Source organism: Butyricimonas sp. RTP31003st1_G1_RTP31003_210430, assembly GCF_040920905.1.
GTDB classification, from domain to species: Bacteria; Bacteroidota; Bacteroidia; order Bacteroidales; family Marinifilaceae; genus Butyricimonas; species Butyricimonas paravirosa.
Genome location: NZ_JBCOSQ010000008.1, coordinates 20,347 through 46,237, shown reverse-complemented (window position 1 = coordinate 46,237; position 25,891 = coordinate 20,347). Strand labels below are relative to the sequence as shown.

At 41.5% G+C, this 25,891-nt stretch carries 17 protein-coding genes; 15 read left to right on the top strand and 2 right to left on the bottom strand.

What is annotated here, in order from left to right; translation table 11 throughout:
* Positions 1-32: 32 nt before the first annotated feature.
* From AB5542_RS04055 to AB5542_RS04045, 3 genes are all read left to right on the top strand, one after another.
* Complete coding sequence (locus tag AB5542_RS04055) at positions 33-3,083, top strand: efflux RND transporter permease subunit (protein WP_279040772.1); 3,051 nt, start codon at positions 33-35, stop codon at positions 3,081-3,083.
* Between the two features lie 38 nt (positions 3,084-3,121).
* Positions 3,122-4,471, top strand: a complete 1,350-nt coding sequence (locus AB5542_RS04050) for a TolC family protein (protein ID WP_118304899.1) — start codon at positions 3,122-3,124, stop codon at positions 4,469-4,471.
* A gap of 82 nt (positions 4,472-4,553) precedes the next feature.
* Positions 4,554-5,972, top strand: coding sequence for an alkaline phosphatase (locus AB5542_RS04045; protein WP_279040774.1), 1,419 nt, complete (start codon positions 4,554-4,556; stop codon positions 5,970-5,972).
* Positions 5,973-6,002: 30 nt separating this feature from the next.
* Here the strand turns inward: AB5542_RS04045 and AB5542_RS04040 are convergent, their stop codons facing one another.
* Both AB5542_RS04040 and bla read right to left on the bottom strand, forming a co-directional pair.
* Entirely contained in the window at positions 6,003-6,530 is a 528-nt protein-coding gene (locus AB5542_RS04040) for a GNAT family N-acetyltransferase (protein WP_279040776.1), read from the bottom strand.
* Between the two features lie 4 nt (positions 6,531-6,534).
* Positions 6,535-7,455, bottom strand: coding sequence for a class A beta-lactamase, subclass A2 (gene bla / locus AB5542_RS04035; protein ID WP_279040778.1), 921 nt, complete (start codon positions 7,453-7,455; stop codon positions 6,535-6,537).
* A 196-nt stretch (positions 7,456-7,651) separates the two neighbouring features.
* Here bla and AB5542_RS04030 point away from each other — a divergent pair, with 196 nt between their 5' ends.
* The 12 genes from AB5542_RS04030 (at position 7,652) to AB5542_RS03975 (ending at position 25,886) form a co-directional block, all read left to right on the top strand.
* Positions 7,652-8,224 (top strand): RNA polymerase sigma-70 factor, encoded by a 573-nt coding sequence (locus AB5542_RS04030; protein WP_279040628.1) that lies wholly within the window; start codon positions 7,652-7,654, stop codon positions 8,222-8,224.
* Positions 8,225-8,265: 41 nt separating this feature from the next.
* Positions 8,266-8,772, top strand: a complete 507-nt coding sequence (locus AB5542_RS04025; protein WP_229128226.1) for a TlpA family protein disulfide reductase — start codon at positions 8,266-8,268, stop codon at positions 8,770-8,772.
* Between the two features lie 404 nt (positions 8,773-9,176).
* Entirely contained in the window at positions 9,177-10,334 is a 1,158-nt protein-coding gene (locus AB5542_RS04020; RefSeq protein WP_279040626.1) for a FecR family protein, read from the top strand.
* 82 nt (positions 10,335-10,416) lie between these two features.
* Positions 10,417-13,902 carry a SusC/RagA family TonB-linked outer membrane protein gene (locus AB5542_RS04015; RefSeq protein ID WP_279040625.1) on the top strand — a complete coding sequence of 1,162 codons (3,486 nt, stop codon included), beginning with the start codon at positions 10,417-10,419 and terminating at the stop codon, positions 13,900-13,902.
* A gap of 10 nt (positions 13,903-13,912) precedes the next feature.
* Positions 13,913-15,334: a RagB/SusD family nutrient uptake outer membrane protein gene (locus AB5542_RS04010; protein WP_279040623.1), complete on the top strand. Its 1,422-nt coding sequence runs from the start codon at positions 13,913-13,915 to the stop codon at positions 15,332-15,334.
* 35 nt (positions 15,335-15,369) lie between these two features.
* Entirely contained in the window at positions 15,370-16,137 is a 768-nt protein-coding gene (locus AB5542_RS04005) for a DUF4843 domain-containing protein (protein ID WP_279040622.1), read from the top strand.
* A 20-nt stretch (positions 16,138-16,157) separates the two neighbouring features.
* A complete protein-coding gene (locus AB5542_RS04000; RefSeq protein ID WP_279040620.1) occupies positions 16,158-17,804 on the top strand; it encodes a PKD-like family lipoprotein in 1,647 nt (548 codons plus the stop codon).
* An 82-nt stretch (positions 17,805-17,886) separates the two neighbouring features.
* Entirely contained in the window at positions 17,887-19,053 is a 1,167-nt protein-coding gene (locus AB5542_RS03995) for a TlpA disulfide reductase family protein (protein ID WP_279040619.1), read from the top strand.
* 43 nt (positions 19,054-19,096) lie between these two features.
* On the top strand, positions 19,097-20,440 hold the full coding sequence (locus AB5542_RS03990; RefSeq protein WP_279040617.1) for a TlpA family protein disulfide reductase: 1,344 nt from the start codon (positions 19,097-19,099) through the stop codon (positions 20,438-20,440).
* 148 nt (positions 20,441-20,588) lie between these two features.
* Positions 20,589-21,122 carry an RNA polymerase sigma-70 factor gene (locus AB5542_RS03985; protein WP_279040615.1) on the top strand — a complete coding sequence of 178 codons (534 nt, stop codon included), beginning with the start codon at positions 20,589-20,591 and terminating at the stop codon, positions 21,120-21,122.
* A 92-nt stretch (positions 21,123-21,214) separates the two neighbouring features.
* Positions 21,215-22,375, top strand: a complete 1,161-nt coding sequence (locus tag AB5542_RS03980) for a FecR family protein (protein WP_279040613.1) — start codon at positions 21,215-21,217, stop codon at positions 22,373-22,375.
* A 100-nt stretch (positions 22,376-22,475) separates the two neighbouring features.
* Positions 22,476-25,886 (top strand): SusC/RagA family TonB-linked outer membrane protein, encoded by a 3,411-nt coding sequence (locus tag AB5542_RS03975; protein ID WP_279040611.1) that lies wholly within the window; start codon positions 22,476-22,478, stop codon positions 25,884-25,886.
* Positions 25,887-25,891 lie beyond the last annotated feature (5 nt).

Sequence of the window (25,891 nt, the reverse complement as noted above, 5' to 3'; positions counted from 1 at the left end):
CTAAAATCATAAATCTAAAATTAATCAGTGGTATGAGTTTATCTTCAACCTGTATAAAGCGTCCGGTGCTGGCAACCGTGTTAAACTTGATTTTGGTTATTGTCGGTTCCATCGGGTTGCTATATTTAGGCGTGCGTGACTACCCTAGCGTGGACCCCCCGGTAATATCCGTGTCGACCTCGTTCGTGGGGGCTAACGCCGATGTTATTGAAACACAAATTACCGAGCCTCTGGAATCGGCTATTAACGGTATACAGGGAATCCGTTCGTTAAGTAGTACGAGCCGTGACGGGCAGAGCCGGATCACGATAGAATTCGAATTAAGCGTGGATTTGGAAACGGCAGCTAATGACGTCCGGGACAAAGTTTCCGGAACGTTACGTCGGTTACCGCAGGATATAGACCCCCCGACCGTGTACAAGGCGGATGCGGATGCCCAACCTATTTTTGCTGTTTCTTTGCGTAGTGGTCAACGTTCGTTGATCGACCTGAGCGGGTATGCCGAACGCTATTACAAAGAACGGTTACAGACCATCCCCGGCGTGAGTAGCGTGGATATTTGGGGAGAAAAACGTTATTCCGTGCGTTTGCGCATGGACCCGGCTTTACTGGCAGCACATCGGTTGACCCCGATGGACGTGCAGTCTGCCGTTGAAAAAGAGAACATCGAATTACCTTCCGGGCGAGTGGAAGGAGACAATACCGAGTTGACAATCCGTACCTTGGGACGATTAATGTCGATCGAGGATTTCAACAACCTGGTCATTTCGAGAGAAGGATCAAAAATTGTTCGTTTTAAAGATATTGGTGTGGCGGAAGTGGATGCCGAGAACACCCGGAGTATAGCCAAGCGTAACGGCCTTCCCATGGTGATGTGTGCTTTGATTCCCCAACCGGGAGCAAACTACATTGATATTGCGGACCGGGCCTATCTCGTGATGCAGGATTTGGAAAAGGACCTGCCGGAAGATATTGATGCCACGATAGCCTTCGACAACACGGTATTCATCCGGAGTTCAATCAACGAGGTGGAGGACACGATTTTCGAGGCTTTCCTTTTGGTTGTTTTGATCATTTTCCTTTTCTTGCGGAGTTGGCGGACGACGTTAATTCCCGTTCTGGCAATCCCCGTGTCATTGATTGCATCCTTTTTTATCATGTACGTGGCCGGGTTCACCATCAATATATTGACCTTGCTGGCCGTCGTGCTAGCCATCGGTTTGGTGGTTGACGATGCTATCGTGGTCATGGAGAATATATTCACGAAAATAGAGCAAGGTATGTCCCCGTTGCAGGCGGGATTCAAGGGATCAAACGAGATATTTTTTGCCGTTATCGCGACAACAGTGGTGTTGGTAGCCGTATTCTTCCCGATCGTTTTCTTGGAAGGAACCACGGGGCGTTTGTTCCGTGAATTTAGCGTGGTGATTGCCGGAGCGGTGGTAGTTTCCTCTTTCGTGGCGTTGACATTTACGCCGATGATCTCCACGAAACTATTGACCCGGAATGCCACGCAAAACTGGTTTTACCGGAAAACAGAACCTTTCTTCGAGGGAATGAACCGGGTGTACCGTCGTTGGTTACAACGATTTTTGAAAGTTCGTTATTGGTCAATCATTATACTCGGGGCTTCCGGTGTAGCTATTTATTTCTTGTGGTTATTGATTCCTTCGGAAATGGCTCCTTTGGAGGACCGTTCGAATATTCGTTTGAATTCTGTCGCTCCGGAAGGTGCTACTTACGAGTACATGGCTCGTTATGCAGATGAAATCTCGACTTTCATAGAAGAAACGGTGCCGGAACAAGAGAAAGTGATTGAATTTGTCGGGGGTGGACAAACAAACCGGGCAAGTTTGCAATTATGGTTGGTTGATGCCGACAAGCGGAAGCGTACCCAACAGGAAATTTCCGACGAGTTAGCAGTACAAGTGCGTGAATTTACCGGAGGCCGTACCTTGGTTTCCCAGCAACAGACCTTTGGCGGTCGGCGGGGAGGACTTCCGGTTGAATATGTTATTCAAGCGAAAAATCTGGATGATTTGAAGGCGATATTACCTATCTTTATGGACGAGGTGAACAAGAGTTCGGTATTCTCGGCATCTGATTTGAACCTGAAATTCACGAAACCGGAATTGACCATTAATATTGACCGGGACAAGGCTGCCAGTATGGGAGTCTCCGTGCAGGACATAGCCAAAACACTTCAGTTGACCATGAGTGAACAACGGGTGGGTTATTACATCATGAATGGAAAACAGTACCAGATACTTTCCCAATTGGAACGTCAGGATCGGAATAAACCAAGTGACTTGAAAGGAATATACGTGCGGAATAATAATGGAGACCTGATTCATTTGGATAACCTGATTACAACGTCCGAAAGTTCCATGCCGCCACAGCTATACCGTTATGACCGTTTCGTGTCGGCAACTGTTTCTGCCGGACTGGCAAAGGGCGTGACCCTTTCTCAAGGTCTGGAAGAGATGGATCGTATTGCAGGAGAGGTCTTGAGCGATGACTTTAAAACCACGTTATCGGGAACATCCAAGGACTTCGTGGAAAGTTCTTCCAGTTTGATGTTCGCCTTCATGTTGGCGTTGGTATTTATCTATTTGGTACTTGCCGCACAGTTCGAAAGTTTCCGTGATCCGTTAATCATCATGTTTACAGTTCCGTTGGCATTGATCGGAGCTATGGTTGCTCTGTGGTATTTCGGGCAGACCATGAACATTTTCAGCCAGATCGGAATTATCATGTTGGTCGGACTGGTTTCGAAGAACGGTATCTTGATCGTGGAATTTGCCAACCAGCGTAAGTTAGCCGGTTTATCCATGCGTGAGGCGATCGAGGATTCAGCCGTGTCTCGTTTACGTCCGATTTTGATGACGAGTTTATCTACTATTTTGGGTATTCTCCCGATGGCTATGGCCACGGGTGCGGGAGCGGAGAGCCGTGTTGCCATGGGTATTGCGGTAGTGGGAGGTATGGTATGCTCCACGCTGTTGACTCTCTTCGTGATCCCGGCTATTTACACCTACCTCTCGTCGAAAGAAGTAAAAATAATAGAAGAGATAGAAGATTGAACAAATTGAAAATTTTGCGAGTAGAATAAAGAATGACTATGAAAAAACAGAATTTACGATATATGAAATGGATAGGGAAAATGATCGTTTTATTGTTCATTTTCAATTTTCAATTCTCAATTTTCGATTGTTCCGCGCAGCGTGTAAGTCTGGATGAATGTCTGGAAAAAGCCTTGGAATCAAATTTTTCCATTAAAATCATCCGGAACGAGGCCCGGATGGATAAGAATAATTTGAATTATTCGACTTTCCTACCGACGTTGGAAGGAACCGCGAAACAGACACAGACCCGCAATGACACGAAGACCGAGAATAGTGCGGGTGAAGTGAATAAAATGTCGGATGTAAAAACGGATAACTACACCGCGGGTGTTGCTCTAAACTGGCGGATATTTGACGGATTAGAGATGTTCACCACCCATGAAAAACAGAAAGAGCTACTGGCAATGGGAGAACTTGCCGTGCAGCAAGCCGTGGAGAACTTGATCTTGAACGTGAGTGCAGCCTATTATAACGTGCTGGTACAACACCATAAATTGATGGCGGCCCGTCATTCACTGGAACTCTCGAATGAACGTTACGACGAGGCCAGAGTGCGTTACAAGATCGGGAATAGATCCGGGCTAGAAGCTCAACAGGCAAAAATTGATTTGAACACGGACAGCTCGACTTACGTCCGGCAAAAGGAGGCTTTAAAAAGTGCCTATATCACGTTGAACAAATTGATGAATACGGATTTGCAAATGGTGAATTACGTGCAGGACACGATCTTGCTGGGCCCGCAACTGGCATTGGGTACCTTGGAACAAAAAACTCTGGCAGGAAATACCACCTTGCTGATCGCTAAAAAAGATCAGAAAATTTCCGCACTGGATTTAAAAAATGCCCGTGCCGTGTTGTTCCCGACGCTGGATTTCAATTCCGGGTACAACTATAACAAGACAGATACACCTTCTTCCAGTACCACGTTGAACCGGTCAAACGGTTTTTACTGGGGATTTTCGTTAAATGTCCCTATATTCAGTCGTTTACAAAACCGGACGAAGATCAAGAATGCCAAACTGGAATTGGAAAATACGGAACTTTCCTATCAGGAGGCGGAAAAAGAAACGCTGGGAGATTTGGCGTTGATGTATAATTCCTATGAAAACAACCTGCTGATGGTAAATTTCGAGATAGAAAGCGCTAGTGTAGCCGAGGCCAACTTGGATGCGGCTTTAGAAAAATACAAGATCGGGTCGCTTTCCGGAATCGAATTCAGGGAATTTCAACGTAGTTACATTGATGCCGTTGACCGGAAGTTATCCGCTATCTACCAGGCAAAAGTTTCCGAATTATCGTTACTGCTTCTTAGCGGGGATATTCGAGGCTCGTTCGTGTCGGAGTAATCTGTTATCAGTTCTTAACCATGCGGTAATATTTTTGTCATATCCTACTTGTACTTTTGGCTTGTAATCTTAAAGCGAGTAAATGATGAAAATAATCGTGTGGTTCAGTGTTTTAATGATGGTATTTTTCGGGTATTCCTGTACTTCCGGCAAGGGGGATGGAATACGTTACATATTTTTCTTGATTGGAGACGGGATGGGGAACGGGCAAGTGACCGGAACTCAGTTTTACCGGGCAGAACTGGATGGACGGATCGGTTTGGATTCGTTATCTTTTACCGGATTTCCAGTAGTAAACATGATGTCCACGTACTCGGCATTTAATGCGATTACTTGTTCGGCTGCGGCGGGAACAGCTTTAGCTACCGGAACCCGCACTTCAAACGGAACTATCGGTAAGGATGCTATTCACTCGAAAGACGTGTATAGTATTGCCGTAAAAGCGAAGGAAAAAGGTTTGAGCGTGGGTATTACAACTAGCGTGAGTATCGATCATGCGACGCCCGCCGTATTTTATGCTCACCAGTCTAGCCGGAGCATGTACTACGAGATCGCTATGGATGCCGTTAAGGCGGGATTTGACCTTTATGCGGGAGGTGGTTTTTTACAGACTCGTTCAATGACGGATTCAACAGCCCCGGACGTGTATTGTAGTTTCGAGGATGCGGGATACACGATTGCCAGGGGATATGACGATTTTAATCGTAAACGGGAAAAAGCAACTAAAATGGTTTTCGTGCAGGAAACAGGGGCGAGTCCATTCAGTTTGCCTTACGCGATCGACCGGAAACCGGGGGATTTAACGTTGTCTGAAATAACCCGGGGAGCAATAGATTATCTTTTTCAAAAATCAAATAAAGGTTTTTTTCTGATGGTAGAAGGTGGTAAAATAGACTGGGCCTGCCATAGTAACGATGGGGCGACAATGGTGAATGAGGTGATGGATTTCTCGGATGCAGTGGAAGTTGTCCTGGAATTTTACCACCAACATCCGGACGAAACGCTGGTTATCGTGACTGCCGATCATGAGACCGGAGGTGTGGGGCTTGGCACGCGAGGATATGATTTGAATCTGAAACTTTTATCTTACCAGCAAAATTCTTTGGATGTGCTGTCCGAGCGCTTGGTTTCTTTGCGGGAAAAACGGGGAGGTAAAGTCCGATGGGAAGAAGTGAAAACTGTATTGTCTGAAGAACTGGGTTTTTGGAATGAAATAGAGATTACGAAAGAGGAAGAAGACGTCCTGAAATCAGAGTTTGAATGTTCTTATCTACAAGCGGGGGCAGCTCTAAGGGGATTGTATGCTGTTGTGGAACCTTTGGCCAAACAGGCCGTCCAACTGTTAAACAACAAAGCCGGGATGGGATGGACAACCCCTGAGCATACGGGAACACGGGTACCTGTATACGCTATCGGAGCCGGGGCATGGCGTTTTGATGGAAGTCCGTTAAACAACACGGATATTCCTCGGATAATAGCGGAATCTGCCGGTTGGGATTGAGCTGTGTGTTTGAATTTATTTAAAAGAATATCATGGTTGAGATACGATCTTTAGAAATATAAGTCGCGGTAAACCACCATATTTGAGCGCCTCTTTCACGACTTTATAATTCTGTTTTTCCATGTTGTCCTTTGAATATTTATTGTCCGGGTGAACCGTACACATGAAATACCGAAATCCTCGGGAGCATAAATCCTGTTCCGCTAATGTAGTCAGTTTCTGTTGCAAGCCTTGGCCCCGGTAGAGAGGATGTACGACAATTGTGTCCATGTGGGCAACGAGTGAAAGTTCCGGGTCGGACAACCCGATGTCGTATCCCAAATTCTCGTTCCCACGTCCCGGGTACGTCGCGATGAAAATGCCTGCTACTTGTCGGGTTATCGGGTCTGTTGCTTGCCAGACATCTCCTTTTCGTGTATTGAATAAATCCGTGATATATTTCTCTGCATCATACTGGGCAAACCATTCCTTCTGCTCCATGGCCTCCCAAACCTCCCGCATCATCCGACCGAGAGCGGGAATATCCTTTTTTGTGGCTTTCCTGAATACAAATTTCATGGTTTTATTCGTGACTGTTATTCGTAACGTGTCGATATACCGTTTTTGAAATATCTGCGATAATTCGGGCTGTTGCGGCCTCGCTTTCTTCTGAATCCTTTATAAAAACAGCGATCGTGTAGCTTTGGCCATCGGGTAAGTACACGAACCCGACATCGTTCATCCCGATAATTTGTCCTTTGTCATTCCGGTCACCGGTCCCGGTTTTATGACCGATGATTGCTTTGTTTCCTTGCAGAGGGCGGGCTAACCGATCTTTTCCCGTTTCGCAGGACATCATGGTCGTTTTGATAAATCCTTGGTATTCGTCATCGAATAGCCGCACGTTCAACAGTAATTCAATTATTTTTGCTGTTTCAAGTGGGGTACTCCAATTCTGGTAGCATTTGTTTTTATCTTGGTGCATCTCGTCTTCGGTGGCCTTGATCGCGAAATGTCTCATGCCCAAATTGGAGCGGATGTAGTGATCCGTAGCCTCCGTGCCTCCGGTTTGCTGGAAAAGAATATCACAGGCATTATTATCGCTTAAATGCAAGGTGTACTCTAGTAATTCTTTTATCGGGAGAGAAATTTCTCCATCCGGGTACAGGTCTCGGAGCGGGCTGTACGTGTCCGTTTTCAGATCAGCCTTACGAATATAAATAGGTGTATCGAAAGACAAGCCCTTCTTCTCGCAATAATCGGCAACTGCTAAAGCTTGATGCAACTTGAACACGCTCATCATCGGGTAACGTGCGTCATTATTAATCGTGATCGTGTCTTTACTATTAATGATTACGGCAATACCAATTTGTGCTTTTTTATTCGCGATGACTTTTCGTAATTGTTCCTCTAATTCCTTCTGCTCGGCCTTGATTACAACCGGTAACACGAGTAAAAAGAGGGAAAAAAATAGTTTTCGGGGTGCTATATTAACGTGTGTCATGCGAGCCTGTTTTTGATTTATAATATTGTTTTTTTGCCTTGTCCGGGGAAAATTCTTACCCACCTGTCAGCAAATTTACAAAATTAATCCGAATCCCTTGAAACCTGTCAATGTCTTTTCCCATGTTGATGCGAGAACAGTTTATTTTATAATTGTCCCAGTTGTTTGTCGTCTTCAATAAAAAGTTTACTTTTGTATGGATAGAGGTCGTGTTAGTTATATGCGTATCATGATAGGAAATAACTTAAATAGTGATTCTTTTGAAAGTTTATTTAAATCCCATTTCGGGGATTTGGTCGGATTCGTATGTAGTTACGTGAACGACGAAGAGGTGGCCAAGGACATCGTGCATGATGTGTTCCTCGTGGTGTTGAAGAATCAAAAGAAATTGGATACTTCTTATTCTTTGAAGTCCTACCTGTTCACCTTATCCAAGAATTATGCTTTGAATTACTTGAAACATTTGCGTGTCGTGGCGATGAACGAGCGGGAAGTTGTCGAGGCGTTGCAGAATGCTGATGAGGAGCTGGATGATTATGAACAACGTATGGCCCGCTTGAACGAAAAACTCGACGAATTGCCTGAAAAACAACGGGAAGTACTGATGAAATGTTTTGTTGAAGGTCAAACATACAAGGACGTGGCTGACGAGATGGGAATTAGTGTAAATTCGGTGAAGACTCATATCTCACGAGGATTGAAATTCCTGCGAAACGAGTTGAAGGAGGAAATGGTGATGTTATTCCTGCTGAAACGGGAACGAGTATAAATGTTTGAAAATTGGGATGTTAATTTAAAATAGTGAAAAAAATGATGAAGTTAATTGTATGTATCGTTCTGACATTGACCTTGTCAAACGTCTTTGGACAAGAGTCCAATAATGGAAAAAAATTGTGGGCAGATTCTTTTTTGAATAAGAAAGCCCCGGAATTTGTGGTGGAAGAGTGGATTTCCCAGCAGCCGAAATTGAAGGGAAAATTTATTTTGATTGACTTTTGGGCAACATGGTGTGGCCCGTGCCGGAAGGCGATACCCGAATTAAACGAGTTTGCTAAAAAATTCGGGAAAAAGTTGGTTGTTATCGGAATTTCCGATGAAACTGCCGATAAAGTAAAAGAGATGAAAGACCCGAATATCGAATATTACAGTGCGGTAGACACCAAGGGGGTAATGAAGAAAGCGCTTGGGGTAAAGGGGATTCCTCACGTGATTTTGATTGATCCGAAAGGCATTGTTCGTTGGGAAGGTTTTCCATTATTACAGGGGCATGAGTTAACGGCAGAGGTTATCGAGAAAATAATGAAGAAATATAAGTAGAGGTATTTTTTTATTTTTACAGAATAATTTGAAGACAGGACTTTTTTGAAGTCCTGTTTTTTTGTCGGGTATTCATAAGTGGGAATTTATAACGTTATCAAAAGGTATTAAGTTGTATAATAAAGATTATAGTTTTATATCTATCATATTTATAAAGTAATATTCATTTTATAACGATCTTAAATTTATATGTTATTATCTATTATAATTAGAGTTGAATAGGAAATGAATGGGAGTTGAATGGGAGTTGGTATAATATAATTACGAAAAAAGATCAATTAAAATTTATTTTTGTGATGGGATTACCCATACAAATCCGATTATTTTCCGTTAGATAAAAAAATATTCAATTTTTTGTCACCCATTTGAGGTGGCTTGTTGTGTTATTGTAAAAAATAGCAAAAATGGATTATAAGAATGACGATATAGAATTTGCCAATAGGTTACTTACTCGACGGGAAGAGTTGAATGACGAGGAAGTGACTGCATGGTTGAAAGAGAAAGATCATGTTGAGCTATTGGACGAGATCGCGGCGATCCGGCAAAAGTTGTCGGGACAAAGCTATGGAGAGAATGATGAAGAAGAATTCCTGCATCTGGAGAAGAGTATCTATGATCAGAAGAGTCGCCGGATGACTTTGCGTTGGTCGATTGCCGCCTCGATTATATTGTTGGTCGGTTTATTCGTGGGGCGTACGATAAATGAGGTTCGGGATATGCATGAGGAACAAGAGTTGGCAAAGAACGTGATGCAACCCGGAACATCAAAGGCTATTTTAATGATGGCTGACGGGAAAGAGGTGGTGTTGGAACAAGGGCAGAATTTGAATATTTTGTTGAATGAACGGGTTCGGGTGGCTACCAGTAGTCAGGGTATCGTGTATGAAGAGCATGGAAAAGGGGTGGTGACAGAAGAGTATAATAAGTTGACAACGCCTATCGGGGGAGAGTATTCATTGGTATTATCGGATGGTACCAAGGTGTTTTTGAATGCGGATTCCGAATTAAAATATCCGGTAGAATTCAGTGACGGAAAACGAATCGTTGATTTGAAAGGTGAGGCCTATTTCGAGGTTCACAAAGATAGTTTGCGTCCTTTTGTCGTTCGGATGAACGGGGCGGAAGTGACTGTTCTGGGAACATCGTTTAACGTGAACACTTACGGGGATGACGGACAGATCTACACGACGCTGGTGAACGGGTCGGTCCGGGTGTCTTCCGTGAAGAACGGGCAGGCAGAGGTGCTGAAACCGGGAATGCAGAGCGTGATGGACGTGCAATCGGGACAATTGACGGTGAGAGAGGTGGACGTGGAGCCTTACGTGGCATGGAGGGAAGGGCGGTTCGTGTTCCGGACGATGACGCTGGATTTGATCATGCGCCAGTTGCAGCGTTGGTATGATTTCGAGGTGTTCTACCAGAATCCGGAATTGAAAGACTACGAGTTCCGGGGCGTGATCAAAAGGGATATGGATCTGGATAAAGTGTTGTCCGTGATTAAAGTAACAACAAATGTTGATTTCGAGGTAAAAGGAAAAGTGATAACTATTATAAAACGTTAGGAAAGAAATACGGGGATTGCCGCTAACAACCCCCGTGTTCATTCTCCGAAGAGAATTCAAGTATTAATTCAATTACAAAGCTATGAAAAAAAAACGAAGTATGTGCATGAATTGCACATTCAGGGAACTTTTTAACCTATTGCGAGTGATGAAAATTGTGATTTTATTTATGCTGATAGGGCTGACCCACCTTTCGGCAGAGGTTCGCAGCCAGAATGCATCGGTTAGTCTGAAACTGAAAGATGCTACGATTGAACAAGTGATTCTGGAGGTCGAAAAACAGTTAAAACAGGATTTCTTTTTTAGTAAGAAAGAGGTGGATGTGACAAGAAAGATTTCCGTGAATCTGAACCAAGCAACGCTGGACGAGTTGGTACAAGTGATTTTCGGAGAAAGTTTCGGCTACCGCTTGGTTGACAACTTGATCGTGATTACCCCGAAAGCGGTTGTTGCCAAGGAGGAAGAGAAAACGATTCTGATGAAAGGGCAGGTGGTGGATAAAGGAGGAGATCCCTTACCCGGAGTCACCGTTCTTGTTGAAGGTACAACGGTGGGATGCGCCACGGATATTGACGGGAAGTTTAGTCTTCCTTTGCCTAAAGAGCTAAAGGATGTGGTGGTTGTTTTCCGTTTTGTCGGGATGGTGACGCAAAAGGTGAAACTGGCAGATATTAAGGATAAAGAGATTCTGGCCGGTAAGAAGGATTTGAAGGTTGTGATGGAGGAACAGACCGAGAATTTGGAGGACGTGGTGGTGACGGGTATCTTTAAGCGGAAAAAGGAAGGGTTCACGGGTTCGGCTACACAAGTTTCGGGCGAGGAATTGAAAAAAATGAGTTCCGGTAACGTGTTGAAGGCCCTGGAAATGCTTGATCCCGGATTTAAAATGAATACAAGTAACATGACGGGGTCGAACCCGAATGCTATTCCTGATTTCCAGATGCGGGGACAGTCAAGTATTGGTAATTACGAGGGGGAGGACTTCGTGGTGATGCGTGGTGATTACAATACTCGTCCCAACCAACCTTTGTTTGTTTTAGATGGGATTATTGGCGTGGATGCGACGACAATCATGGATTTGGACCCGGAACAGGTGGAATCAATTACTTTGTTAAAGGATGCGGCAGCCACGGTTATTTATGGTTCGGAGGCGGCAAATGGGGTTGTCGTGGTGGAGACGAAAGCTCCGAAAGCGGGTAAGTTGCGATTCTCCTATAATGGAAATTACAAGTTGGAGTGGCCCGATTTGAGTGTGTATGATTTGATGGATGCGAAGGAAAAACTGGAGATAGAAGAGAGAGCTGGATATTATGATTATAAGGATGATTTGGGGTTACAACGTTATCATAACAAGATCCAACAGGAAGTATTGAGAGGGGTAAATACGTATTGGCTATCCAAGCCTGTACAGACGGCTTTTGCTCATCGGCACGGTGTAAATATAGAGGGAGGGGATCAGGCATTACGCTATAAGATTTATTTGGGTGCAAATTTCGCCCCGGGTGTGATGAAAGAGACGGATCTGAACACGAAGAGCGGGAAAGTGGATATTCGTTATCGATTTAATAAATTTTTGATTAGTAATCAATTGAGCTTGGATTATTCGAAAGGTGCCCGGACTTCTCCTTACGGAAGTTTTCAAGAGTATGCGTTAATTAATCCTTATTATCGTGCTTATGACGAGAACGGAAATATAAAGCGGGTTTTGGATGATCACCGAGTTAATGATGGGCCATTTGCTGATAGTTTCGTGGGATATTACTCGACACCGACAATGAATCCCTTGTACAACACCTTGTTCGATTCTAAGGACGAGAGTCGGGATTTTGAAGTTCGAGAGGCTTTACAAGTAGAGTATACCCCGATGGATAATTTACGGTTGAGTTTGGATTTCACGTTAAGCCGAAAAGATGGAACCGTGGAAACTTTTAAATCTGCCCAGCACACGGATTTTGAACTGGAAACTGATCCTGCTAAAAAGGGAAGTTATACTTGGATGAAAAAGGAAGGGTATGATTATCGGTTGAGTATTTCCGGGTCTTACAACAAGTCTCTGGGGGATCATTTAATGTCAATCTTTGCGCGTTATAACGTGAGCGAGAGTTCGTCCGATATGGCGTCATTACAAATGACCGGTTTCCCAAATGATAAATTAAGCGAGATTTATTTAGGAACGGATTATAAAGATATTGAGGGAAACGAGAGTGTCTCACGTGCTTTAGGTTTTTTGTTCACGTTGAACTATTCTTACAAGCAGCGTTATGCGGTAGATTATAGTATGCGTATCGATGCGTCTTCCCAATTTGGTAAAAATAATCGGTATGCCCCTTTCTGGTCGGCAGGATTACGTTGGAATATGGATAAAGAGAATTTTATTCAGCGTTTGGGTATTTTTGACGAATTGATTATCCGGGGAACGTATGGTATTACCGGTTCGCAGAGTTTTAGTGCTTATCAAGCTTTGCAGATGTACACGTATGATGGTCTGATAAAGAAATACAAAAGTTCGGACGTGATGGGAGCCGGATTGTATGGCATTGGTAATCCGGATTTGAAATGGCAGCAAACGAAGAATTATAATGCCTCGCTTGATTTTACGATTCTGAATAATCTGGTAAGTGCAAAATTCGAATATTACGAGAAATATACTAAAAATACGTTGCTAGATTACACGTTAGCCCCTTCTATCGGTTTTTCCAGTATCAAGGAAAATTTAGGCGAGATTTCTAATAAAGGATACGAGGTAACTTTACGATTGACACCTTATAGCAATGCTGCAAAACAGGCTTACTGGAATATTATTTTAACTGGAGCAAGAAATAAATCAAAAATCGAGAAAATATCCAATGCATTGAAGGTAAGAAACGAGCAACAAATGGCAGAGGCGGATAAAGGTTCAAATCTGTATGATAATGGTGCGGACAGGGATAAGATGCGTCCTTTACCCCGGTATGAAAATGGATATTCTCAAACGATAATCTGGGCTGTTCGTTCTATGGGAATTGATCCTATGACAGGTCGGGAAGTTTTTCTGACTCGTGACGGTCAATTGACTAACGAATATAGTTCCGTGGATCAGGTTCCGGTAGGGGATACTGAACCTAAGTTTGCCGGAACTATTTCGACTTCTTTTAATTATAAAGGATTTAGTGTAAACGTGACTGGGCGTTATTCTTGGGGAGGACAAATATTTAATTCGACGTTACTTGATAAAGTCGAGAATGCGAATATGAGGTTGAATTTGGATCGAAGAGCGTTAACCGAGCGTTGGAAAAAGCAGGGAGACAAGGTGTTTTTTAAGGCAATAGATCCTTCTATTGATAAAGAAGATACTAAAGCGAGTTCACGTTTCGTGATGGATAATAACGAGTTTAGTTTGGCTACGATTAACGTGTCTTATCGCATGGAGGCGAGTAAATGTCGTTTTTTGAAAAATTTAGGGATTAGCGTGGCCACGTTTGGGCTGTATATGGAGGAAATCTGTCGGATTTCAACTGTAAAGATGGAGAGAGGTATTGATTATCCTTTCTCGCGTCAAACGTCGTTGTCTTTAAATATTATATTTTAAATAGATGGTTATGAGAAAGAATATTATTATATCGGCGGTTCTTGTACTGTTTGTCGGAATGACTTCTTGCTCCGGATGGTTGGATGTGAAACCGAAGAAAACAGTTGAGGAAGAAGAGTTATTCAGTCGTGAAATCGGGTTCAAGGAGGCTTTGACTGCTGCCTATATCAAAATGGCAAATACAAATTTGTATGCTAAGAATTTGAGTTATGGTTTTATTGATATTCTAGGGCAGCGTTACGAGAATGGAAAAGGAACTGATACATACCAGGATGAATTGTATTATACTTTTCCTTCGAAAAAGACGGAAGAGTTCACGTCTGTAATCTGGGGTAAAATGTATAATATTATTGCAGATTTGAATAATCTACTTTATTGGGTCGATAAAAATAAGACGGTGTTTACTACGCCTGATTATTATGAAATTATTAAGGGGGAAGCCTTGGGATTACGAGCTTTTTTACATTTCGATTTATTGAGGATGTATGGTCCTATTTACAAGGAGCATCCGGATGCGAGGAGTATCTGTTATCGGAGTGTTTTTTCTAGAGAGGCGACAGAGTTATTGCCGGCTAAAACTGTGATGGATAGCGTTGTTGTTGATTTGAAAAGGGCGGAGGAATTGTTGACCGATACAGATCCGTTATTGTTTGATTTTCCTCATGAGGAAGATCTTGACGAGAGAGAAATGAAGGGGGATCGATTTTTGGTGTACCGTCATAAAAGGATGAATCTTTATGCTGTGAAAGCGATGTTGGCCCGGGTGTATCTCTATATGCAGGATAAGGAGAATGCCATGAAATACGCAAATGAGGTGATTGATAGTAAGATTTTTACTTTAGTAGCAGATAATACTTTCGATCGGATTTATTCTACGGAAATAATTTTCTCCATATACGTGGATAAGTTTGAAGATCAGGTAAAAAACGAGTTCACAAGAGGAGCTTTTAGCATATCCGATCGGCAATTTTTGAATGAATTGTTTGATGTGGCCAGTGACGGAGGAAATGATATTCGTATGCGCGAGGGCGTGGGGTTTGATTATGATACTTTTTCGGCAGCTACTCGTAAGTTTAAACAGGATAATATGTGGGCATCTACGGAAGGTACAATTCCTTTGATTCGCTTACCGGAAATGTATTATATCCTAGCTGAATGCGAGGAGAACGATGATCTTTCTGCTGATTATTTGAATAAGGTGCGAGAGATGCGGGGGATTGATGCCACGAGTTATAAAAATAATGCTAGTAGAAAGTTGACGGAGATAGAGAAAGAGTACCGGAAAGAGCTTTATGGGGAAGGGCAATTATTCTATTTCTATAAACGGAATTTTTACACGAACTTTTTACATTGTCCGGTGGCTCAAATGACAGAAAAGAATTACGTGTTTAGTTTACCGGAAAATGAACAATTATTTGGTAAGACAAATTAATGATTTCTCTTTTATCAAAGATTAAAAAGATGATTATGAAAAGATTAATAATAATATTACAGTTAATAGCCCTGTTCGTGTTTTTGCAAGGATGCGATAAATATGAGATGATAAAATATGATGTGGGGGATCGGCTTAATTTTATGGGTGACTATTATTGGGGTAAGGGAGAAAAAACATATTGGGTGGATGAAACACAATATTTGTATCACGAAATAAATTTTGGAATAAATTCTCAAGGGGATAGTTTATTGATTGATACGGTCGAAGTAGGTGTAAAGCTTTTAGGGGAAACCGTGAATTATCCTCGCAAGGTGGCTTTAAAGTTGGAAAATGTTACAGGAGAAGGGATTGAGGTCCTTTTTGAGGATAATTACGTGATGCCGGCGGATACCGGAATGACAAGTTTTCAGGTATATGTGAAACGGCCTGTAAAAAAGAATCAGGAGTACAAGGCAAAATTGGTGTTTGATTATGATCAGTGTGATTTTGAACCTGGAACATTGGAGCGTCAAGCTTTTAATTTAACGTGTCAAGATAAGGTGACCATGGAATTGTGGGGGACAAGCCAGGCTGAGTGGGATGGATATTATAATATGTTATTTGGAGAGTGGAGTGATACTAAAATTAGATTTATTATTACAACCATAGGAGCTGTTTCCTTGTCAAAGTGGGAAGGCTCATCTAGTTTTTATAGTGATTATTTCTATTTATTAGATGAATTCGAAAAATACAAAGCGAACCCGATGAATCCACCTTTATTGGATGATAATGGTGAATGGATTTCTTTCCCTGAATTTTAGCTAATTAAACTTGTGAAAACATGAATAAGATATATATAATATTGAGTTTGTTTTTATTTATCGCTTGTAATGACGATAAAGGGAACTATGATTATGATGCCATTAACGAGGTTTTGGTAAAGTTGGATGAAGAGATTGGTATTCGTTTGCAGGATACGGTACTTGAGATTCGTCCGGAGTTGTCACAGTCTTTATTACAGAATGAGGAAAATTTGGAATTCCTTTGGCTACATTCAATTACTAATACAAATATTGAAAATGATGACGATCGAGATACGATAAGTTATGAAAAATCTGTAAAATGGAGAATTGACCCGGAAGAGAAAGATTTCAGATATGCACATTTTTTCCGGTTTATAGTGAAAGATAAAGCAACAGGAGTGGATTATCGCTATAATGTTACGCTTAAAATTGTAAAACCTTATCATGGCGCATGGATGGTGTTACATCGACAAGATGGAGTAACAAAGTTGGGGTCAGTAGAATATATCGGGAATAAAATGGAAGTATGTAATGATGCTTATTTTAGGGAAACGGGAAAACATCTTCAAGGAAATCCTCTTTGTTTGGGTGTGAACTATCATTTCTTTTTACAGGCATACCGTGATGAGAGTTACTACAGTAATGTTTTTCTTGTGGTAACAGATGATCCGGATGAAGCTGGTATATATTGCCAGTGGAAAAAATTCCAAAAAATAGACAGTATGTCTCGTATGGTTGCACCATCTTATCGGGGAATGTTTGATTATTCTGACGTTAAAAGTTTTGATGCGATTTCGGGGTCTTATGGAGCTATATCTCTTTCGGGAGGAACTTTATATCAAAGCCCTGCCGGGATGAAATTTTATAAAGCACACGTGGATGAGGCTGTTACCGGACCTGTGAATTTATCTCATGGAACGAAAGTCGGTTTTGCATCTATGTTCTATGATAAAGCGGGGCGACGTTTCTTGTTTTATTATGCTCCTAATAGGGATGGTGAGTGGCGTTCTAATGTTTTCACGGAAGAAAAAGATAATCCGACACAGTATAAATTATCATTAATTCCTACACGCGACTTAAATATTACGACAACCGATCCTAATAAATTGAGTGCCGATAAAGAGGTGCTGTTTGTAGGTGCTGGTTATAATTATAATGCATCTATGAATAACAATATTTATTGTTACGGTTTTGCTCAAAGTGTGGAAAAGGATAGTTGTTACGTGTACGAGTTTCGATCTTATGGACTTGGAAATTCAAGTCAAGCAGCATTCTCTGGTTTTTATCCGGTAAAGACTCCTGAGGCCTTGAATGCGGAGAGCTGTTTCGCATCCAGCTTGTCTTATAATGGCATTTTGTTTTATGCGGCAGGTAATAAAGTGTATCGGTTTGACTTTATACAAACCGGTGGTAAGGCAACTCCTATATATACTCATGCCGGAGGTAAGGCAACTGTTATGAAATTTGCGAATAAGGCAAAAGTGGATGAAGATGAAGATTTTTCGGCTTACGAGCATGAGTTGAATCGTAGTTTGGGGGTCGTGTTCGAGATGCCTGACGGGACATCCGAACTGGTGATACTGAATTTGGCAACGACTGGGAAAGTGGGAGATGATGGAGAAACTTGGCCTGCAGTTCAAGTACATAAAGGTTTTGGAAAAGTGAAAGATATTACATTCTTATAATCTTTGTTTTAATAAATGATTATCTCGTGGCTGACAATACCAGCCACGAGATAAGGAGTAACACGTTTTAATTTGAATTAAGATGAAATGGATAATTATTTTATATGTATTATTGGTATTAAGTAGTTGCCAGAATAAGCTGGAAGGATATGTGATAAAGGGGGAACTTAAAGGGGCTCCTGAGAATGAATGGGTATTTTTGACGGATGTGGATCAGGATGTTTTTTACGATAGTGTGCAATTAAAGAAAGGACATTTTGAATTTAAAGGAAATGTTGTTAACCCGGAGTTACGTTGCATCACGTATTTTAAAGATCCCTCGCAACGAATTTATGGATGGGATAAAATCCTAATGGTTCCGATTTACGTGGAAAATTCAGAGATTCAGTTTACCTTGCCATTTTCGGATATGCCAACTAAATTGGATCGGGAGTTACCAGAAAGCTTGAGTATAGAAGGGTCACACGTTCATGATTTATACACGAGGTATAAAAAGCAGGTTACCCCGTTCGTGGTGAAGAACGATAGTTTATTTAAAGCTTACGGGAGTGCTTATTACTATAAAAAAGGTACGGAAGAAGATGTGTTTCGTTGCGTGAGAGGAATGGATGCAGTGCGTGATAGTATTTTTAATATTGGAGTTGATTTTATTCGGAAAAATGTGAATTCACCGGTGGCTTTATACGTGGCAAGAGGTCTAAAAGTAAGAGCATACGATCGAGAGAAAGCTAGGGAAGTGGTAGGATTTTTACCCGATGAGGTGAGAGCGACCCCGGAAGGTCAGAAAACAATGAAGGCTTTGCTGGAGCAACCGCTTTACGTGGGAGACGTGTTGCCTGATTTTGAGGTGCTAAACACGGATTTGGATACGGTGAAATTATCCGAACTGATAGAGAAGGGACATTATACTTTAGTAGAATTGTGGGCATCTTGGTGTGGTCCTTGTCGGTCAGATATTCCGCATTTGAAAGAGACTTATCAACGGTATCATGAAAAAGGTTTTGATATTATCAGTGTTTCTATTGATGACGATATGGAGGCTTGGTTGAAAGCGGTGAAAGATGAGAAAATGGCATGGACACAAGTATGCGGGGCAAAAGGAGAGAGTTTTAACAAGGAGTGTATGAGACGGTTCGGAGTTCGTGGTGTGCCTTCGTGTGTGCTGGTTGATAAAGAGGGGAAAGTGATCAGCACGAATGCTCGCGGCGGATGGTTAAGTGAAAAGTTGGCTGATTTGTGTCAGGAATGAGAATTATGGGAAAGGATATTTTTATTTATAAAATTTGTATTGTATGAAAAATGTATTGTTAGTCGTATTGTTTATGATCGGCGTTGTCGGTTATAGTGTAGGGAAAAACGTGCGGTTGCACGGTTCTTTGAAAGAGTTTGGTACGAATGTGGTTTCCATGGATTTTGATGGAGCTGCAGGGGAAATTTCCAAAGAGTGGAGTCAGAAGATCATGGTGAATAAAGATGGTAGTTTTGATTTTTCTTTTGACTTGAAAAAGCCGGGATATTATTCGGTGGGGCGGAACACGTTGTATTTAACCCCGGGAGATGATATGGAAGTGTATCTAGGGACATCACAGCCGCAAAGTTGGTTTAAAGGGAAAGGTGCCGACGTGAATAATTACATGAAAGGACGTTTGTTTCCGAAAGGTGGATCATTTTTAGAGGCGGGGAGAAACGTGAAAGATAGTTTCGAAGAGACGAAAAAATATATTGACGAGCGGGCTGCCCAACGGGAGAAAGAATTGAAGGCTTTGCCGAACGCAAGCAAGGAGTTCGTGGAGTTGGAAATGATGCGTATCAAGGCGGACGTAGCGAATAGTTATATGGCATATTTATGGTATTCTGATCTTTTAAAGGATTGTAAAACAAGGGAAGAGGGAGAAAAGGTTGCGAATGATTTTAACAAATCTATCCGGGAATATATCAATCCGTTGTTAAAAGAGATTTCTGCTAAAGGTCAGTATTTGGAAGTTGCCGTGGTGAGAGATGTGTTGTTGAGTTGCTATGATATGGATGCTTCTATTTTTGATTTCCCGAAGTCTCAGCGATTGAAAGAATTGAATGATGCTTATGTGACTGGGGAGCGTATGGATGAGGAAATGACTAAGCCTCTCTACGATGAATTGCATGCTTTCGGTTCAAAGTTGAAAAATGCTGATTTCAAGCAGGCGTTTATGGGACGGTTGGAGAAACGGGCGAAATTGATGGAAGGACGTCCGGCTATTGATTTTGCTGTCGTGGATATGAACGGGAAAGAGGGGAAATTGAGTGATTATAAGGGAAAGGTGTTATTCGTTGATTTTTGGGCGACTTGGTGTATGCCTTGTTTGGGTGAAATGCCTTTCTTTAATGAATTAAGTAAGAAGTACCCGAATGTCCAGTTTGTTGGTGTGTCATTGGATGATAACACGGAAGTTTGGTTGAATAAATTGAAGGGTGATTCGGATCATGGGAAAGTATTGGAGTTATTTTCAAAAGATCCGTTGGTGCGGACAGGTTGGGATATTACGGGAATTCCTCGTTTCTTGTTGATCGATAAAGATTTCAAGATTATTTCGGCTTCCGCTCCTCGTCCTTCTCAAAAAGATGTGATTACACCGTTGTTGGAAAAGTATAATAAATAAGGAAATTATCATTCTAATTATTGTTCTTGTAGGAGTTATCTCGGTGTTGGGATAACTCCTCTTTTTGTTGAAATATTTGGAAGATTTCTTGAAAAATAAAACAAATAGGTTACTTTTGTGGGGAGGATGTCGTGGATAAAATTGCGTTATGGCAAGAGATCTGTTGGAAAATAAGGCTTTCGAGGAGTTATTTGATTTACATTATGGGAATCTGGTGGGATTCGTGTATGGTTACGTGAGGGATGAAGAGGTGGCCAAAGATATTGTACATGATGCGTTTTTGACTTTTTGGACGAATCGGAAACATTTGGATTTGTCTTATTCGGCTAAATCTTACCTATTTACATTAGCACAGAATTATGCATTGAACTATTTGAGGCATTTACGGGTCGTGGAGGTGAACGAGCGGGAGGTGACGGCTTTGTTGGAATCGGCTTCAGAGGAATTGGCTGAATACGATGAACGGTTTGCCCGGATGGAGGAAAAGTTAGCTTTGTTACCGGAGAAGCAGCGGGAAGTTTTTTTGAAATGTGTGGTGGAAGAGAAGAAGTATCAGGAGGTGGCGGATGAGTTGGACGTGAGTATTAACACGATAAAAAAGCATATGACTCGCGCCTTGAAATTTTTGAGAGGGGAATTGCAGGATGAAACTGTGTTACTTTTCGTGTTGAAAAAGAAGTGATTATCTTTTTATTTTCAAATTCTATATAAAAAATTGCTTTTTGTGTCACCCTTTTTTTGAGGGAGCGTGTGATAGATGCAAAATGACGATTTATGAGATACAATGACGAAGATATAGAATTTGCTAATTTGATTCTGACAGACCGGGAGAATTTAGACGATGCGGAGGTGAATGCGTGGATGGAAGATCCGGAGCATGTAAAATTATTGCAGGAGTTTGCTACAGCTTATCAAGCTCGTATGAATAAGAATTTTGACCGAGATAAAGAGAATGAATTTGCTCGGTTGGAGAGGGATATTTATGAACGGAAGAGTCGTCGAATGACATTGCGTTGGTCGGTAGCGGCTTCTATAATTTTGTTGGTTGGTTTATTTGTGGGACGTACGGTGACCGAATGGAGGGATTTGGATGATGCTCGTGTACTGGCAAAAACGGAAAGAAACGTGCCGGGTGCTAAAGCTGAGTTGATTTTGAGTACTGGAGAACGGGTCGTTTTGGATCGAAAGAATGTAGCAATAGAGGGTTTGAACGAGATGGGGATTCGAAATGATTCCGTGACCGGGTTGGATTATGCGACGGCGAAAGTGGAGGGGAAAGAGATCATGTATAACACCATGCGAATCCCGGTGGGAGGATTTTATCAGTTGGCTTTGTCTGACGGGAGTAAAGTGTGGTTGAATTCGATGACGGAACTTCGTTTCCCGGTGACTTTTACGGGGGAACAGCGAAAAGTTTATTTGACAGGAGAGGCTTATTTTGAGGTGACTCACGATTCGGTGCATCCATTTATTGTAGAGACTCCGGACGGAATGGAAGTAAAGGTGTACGGGACAGAATTTAATATGAACACGTACGAGAAAGGTGTTGTACAGACCGTGCTTGTAAAAGGAAAAGTCGGAGTCCGAGGTGGTGTTCTCGGTAAAGAAGTGGTGTTGGCTCCTGAGCAGATGGCTGTGTACCGGGAAAAAACAGGAGAAATTCAAGTTGAAAATGTTGATCCTTATAAGTATGTAGCCTGGAAGGATGGAGAGTTTGTTTTTGAACGGGAGACGATAGAAGAGATCATGGAACGATTAAGCAGATGGTATGATGTGAAGGTTTTTTATTCGGATGAATCGTTGAAACAGAAACGATTTACTGGGGCGATTAGTCGCTATAAGGATATAGAACAGGTTCTTCATTTAATCGAGGGACCGGCAACATTACATTTCGAGATAAAAGGTAACGTAGTTACAGTACAAGGAGGTCAATAATTATGATGTTTAATAAAAACCGTAAGGTGCGTCAACACGCTTACGGTTTGATATAGGATGTTTGCGCATCCGTAAATTCTAATAGTTAATTCACAAATTTATGAAAAAAAACAAGATTAGGTTTGTTTTTTCTGGTTTTTTCGAACGAAAAAGATCAGAACTTTTTCGGGGACTACAATTGTTCCTGCTGATTATGTTTTTGGGTTGTCCTTTGTTTGGTGTAGCTCAACAGCAAAAGGTTTCAATTGACGTGAAACAGGTGGATGTTTCTGTGGTTTTTAGACAAATTAAAGAGCAAACGAAATTGAATTTCGTGTATGATCCAGATCAGTTGGCTTCGATGTCTAAGGTGACGTTGAATGTACAGAATGTGACTGTTGATGTTGCTTTACAAAGGTTGTTTGAGGGTACTTCTTTTGAGTATCGTTTTGAAATGGGTGCGATATTGATTAAACGTAAGGAAAAGTCCCAACAGGATGAGGGTGAGGTCGTGACAATAACGGGAACCGTGAAGGATGTTGAAGGAAATCCGTTACCGGGGGTAACTGTTATGTTGAAAGGTCTTACGTTGGGTGCAGCTACCGATATCGATGGGAAATATGCGTTGAATTTCACCAAGGTTGACGATATCGTTTTTGTGTTTTCATTTATAGGAATGGAAACTCAAGAAGTAAAGTACACGGGACAAAGTAAGGTTGATGTGGTACTGAAAGAAGCCGTAGAATCAATGGAAGAAGTTGTGGTGACAGGAATTTTTACCCGGAAAAAGGAAGGTTTCACGGGTTCGACAACGCATGTGTCCGGAGATGATATTAAACGGATGACTTCTGGCAATGTGTTGAAAGCATTGGAAATGTTAGATCCCAGTTTCAGGATGAATTCCAGTAATTTGGCGGGTTCAAATCCGAATGCTGTACCGGATTTTCAGATGCGCGGGCAAGCAAGTATGGGGAATTACCAGAGTGATGATGTGGTGGTTTTGAGAGGAGATGTGAATACGCGTCCGAATCAGCCTTTATTTGTTTTGGATGGGGTGATCGGGGTGGATGCGACCACGATTATGGATCTTGATCCAGAACAGGTGGCGTCAATTACTTTATTGAAAGATGCGGCAGCTACGGTTATTTATGGTTCCGAGGCCGCCAATGGGGTGGTCGTAGTGGAAACTAAAGCCCCACAAATGGGTAAATTACGTTTTACTTATAATGGTAATTATAGTTTGGAATGGCCGGATTTAAGTGTGTATGATTTGATGGATGCGGAAGAAAAGTTGAAAATAGAGGAATTAGCCGGTTTCTATGATTATAAGGATTATGTAGATATTATGTCTGATTATAATAAACTTCGTCAAGAAGTGATGAGAGGGGTGAATACTTATTGGTTAGCAGAGCCGGTTAAAACGGCTTTTACCCATCGTCATGGATTGACCGTAGAGGGAGGAGATCCAACATTACGTTATAAAATTTATTTAGGGGCTAAATGGGCACCGGGGGTGATGAAGGAAACGGACTTGAATACCAAAACCGGAAAAATAGATTTGAGTTATCGAAATCATAAGTTATTAATTAATAATCAACTATCTGTGGATTATTCGGATGGTAGGCGGGTATCTCCTTATGGAAGTTTACAAGAATATGCAAGTTTGAATCCTTACTATCGCAGAAGGGATGAAAATGGAAATATTCGACGAGAGTTGAATGTACCTGGAACTTCTTATGGAAATCCAGTCTTGAATCCTTTGTGGGATACTCAATTCGAATCCAAGAATGATAGTCGAAGTTTTGAACTTCGGGAAGCGTTGAAAGTGGAGTATTTGCCAATTGAAAGTTTGCGTTTAAGTTTGGATTTTACCTTGAACAAGAGTGATGGTACGGTTGAAATATTTAATAGTGCACAAGACAATGCTTTCTACGAGGAAAAAGATCCGGCTAAAAAAGGATTGTACGAATGGACGAAAACAGAAGGGAATAAATTCCGTTTGAGTCTGTCGGCAGCCTATACTAAATCGTTTGGTGATCATTTATTGGCTGCTTTTGCCCGGTATAGTATTAATGAAAATTCTTCTAAAACGACAAAGTTGTCAATGTTAGGCTTCCCCAATGATAAATTAAGTGAAGTGTACATGGGTACCGAGCATAAAAATACGTCGGGAAGTGAGAGTGTTGCCCGGTCTTTAGCTATGGTTATGACATTAAATTATTCTTATAAACAACGTTATGCTGTTGATTACAGTATGAGTATCAATGCATCCTCTGAATTTGGGAAAAACAATCGTTATGCACCATTCTGGTCTGCCGGTTTACGCTGGAATATTGATAAGGAAAATTTTATTAAGAATCTAGGCTTTTTTGATGAATTGGTTTTACGTGGAACTTATGGAATTACTGGTTCACAAGGATTTACCCCTTACCAGTCTTTACAGATGTATACGTATAAAAATTTGATGAAGACGTATAAAGCTTCAGATGTGGTGGGGACGGAGATTTACAATTTAGGGAATCCTGATTTGAAGTGGCAACAAACGGAGAATTATAATGTTTCATTGGATTTCACGGTGTTTCGTAATGTGGTGAGTGCCAAATTTGAATATTACGAGAAATACACGAAAAATACGTTGTTGGATTACACGATGGCTCCTTCTGTCGGTTTTGCCACGATGAAAGAGAATTTGGGAAAGATATCCAACAAGGGGTACGAGGTGATTTTACGTTTGATGCCATATAGTAATCCCAATAAACAGGCCTATTGGAATATTATTTTTACCGGATCACATAATGAATCTCGTATTGAGGAAATTTCCAATGCTTTGAAGGTAATGAATGAAAAACAGATGGCCATTGCAGATGGAAATAAGGACCCAGATGATCTGGATAAAATGCGGAAAATTCGCCCGTTACCTCGTTACGAAAATGGTTATTCCCAGACTACTATTTGGGCTGTCCGTTCAAAGGGTATAGATCCTATGACGGGACGGGAAGTATTTTATACACGTGATGGACAACTGACAAATGATTATTCGTCTATTAATCAAGTTCCTGTTGGGGATACGGAGCCTAAATTTCAGGGATCTATTTCGACAACGTTTACTTATAAGGGATTAAGTTTAACTCTTGTTGGACAATATCATTGGGGAGGACAAATTTTTAATCAAACATTGGTTGATAAAATTGAGAATGCCAATTTGGATAAAAATGTTGATCGGCGGGCTTTGTATGATCGTTGGGCAAAACCTGGGGATCGGACGTTCTTTACAGCTATACAGTCATCAACCTTGACAAAAGAAAGTTCGCGTTTTGTGATGGATGATAATGAATTTTATTTTTCCTCGGCAAATCTGTCTTATCGTGTTGAGGGGAAGAAATATGCTTGGTTGCAAAAACTAGGTATTAGTGCTGCTACTATTGGTGTGTATTTGGAAGATATTTGTCGTTTCTCGACGGTTAAAATGGAACGAGGTATAGATTACCCGTTCTCTCGTCAAGTGTCAATGTCTTTAAACGTAACGTTCTAAAATCA

Coding starts and splice junctions, on each gene's coding strand:
- AB5542_RS04055 (WP_279040772.1), top strand. CDS start 33: ATGAGTTTATCTTCAACCTGTATAAAGCGTCCGGTGCTGGCAACCGTG.
- AB5542_RS04050 (WP_118304899.1), top strand. CDS start 3,122: ATGAAAAAACAGAATTTACGATATATGAAATGGATAGGGAAAATGATC.
- AB5542_RS04045 (WP_279040774.1), top strand. CDS start 4,554: ATGATGAAAATAATCGTGTGGTTCAGTGTTTTAATGATGGTATTTTTC.
- AB5542_RS04040 (WP_279040776.1), bottom strand. CDS start 6,530: ATGAAATTTGTATTCAGGAAAGCCACAAAAAAGGATATTCCCGCTCTC.
- bla (WP_279040778.1), bottom strand. CDS start 7,455: ATGACACACGTTAATATAGCACCCCGAAAACTATTTTTTTCCCTCTTT.
- AB5542_RS04030 (WP_279040628.1), top strand. CDS start 7,652: ATGGATAGAGGTCGTGTTAGTTATATGCGTATCATGATAGGAAATAAC.
- AB5542_RS04025 (WP_229128226.1), top strand. CDS start 8,266: ATGATGAAGTTAATTGTATGTATCGTTCTGACATTGACCTTGTCAAAC.
- AB5542_RS04020 (WP_279040626.1), top strand. CDS start 9,177: ATGGATTATAAGAATGACGATATAGAATTTGCCAATAGGTTACTTACT.
- AB5542_RS04015 (WP_279040625.1), top strand. CDS start 10,417: ATGAAAAAAAAACGAAGTATGTGCATGAATTGCACATTCAGGGAACTT.
- AB5542_RS04010 (WP_279040623.1), top strand. CDS start 13,913: ATGAGAAAGAATATTATTATATCGGCGGTTCTTGTACTGTTTGTCGGA.
- AB5542_RS04005 (WP_279040622.1), top strand. CDS start 15,370: ATGAAAAGATTAATAATAATATTACAGTTAATAGCCCTGTTCGTGTTT.
- AB5542_RS04000 (WP_279040620.1), top strand. CDS start 16,158: ATGAATAAGATATATATAATATTGAGTTTGTTTTTATTTATCGCTTGT.
- AB5542_RS03995 (WP_279040619.1), top strand. CDS start 17,887: ATGAAATGGATAATTATTTTATATGTATTATTGGTATTAAGTAGTTGC.
- AB5542_RS03990 (WP_279040617.1), top strand. CDS start 19,097: ATGAAAAATGTATTGTTAGTCGTATTGTTTATGATCGGCGTTGTCGGT.
- AB5542_RS03985 (WP_279040615.1), top strand. CDS start 20,589: ATGGCAAGAGATCTGTTGGAAAATAAGGCTTTCGAGGAGTTATTTGAT.
- AB5542_RS03980 (WP_279040613.1), top strand. CDS start 21,215: ATGAGATACAATGACGAAGATATAGAATTTGCTAATTTGATTCTGACA.
- AB5542_RS03975 (WP_279040611.1), top strand. CDS start 22,476: ATGAAAAAAAACAAGATTAGGTTTGTTTTTTCTGGTTTTTTCGAACGA.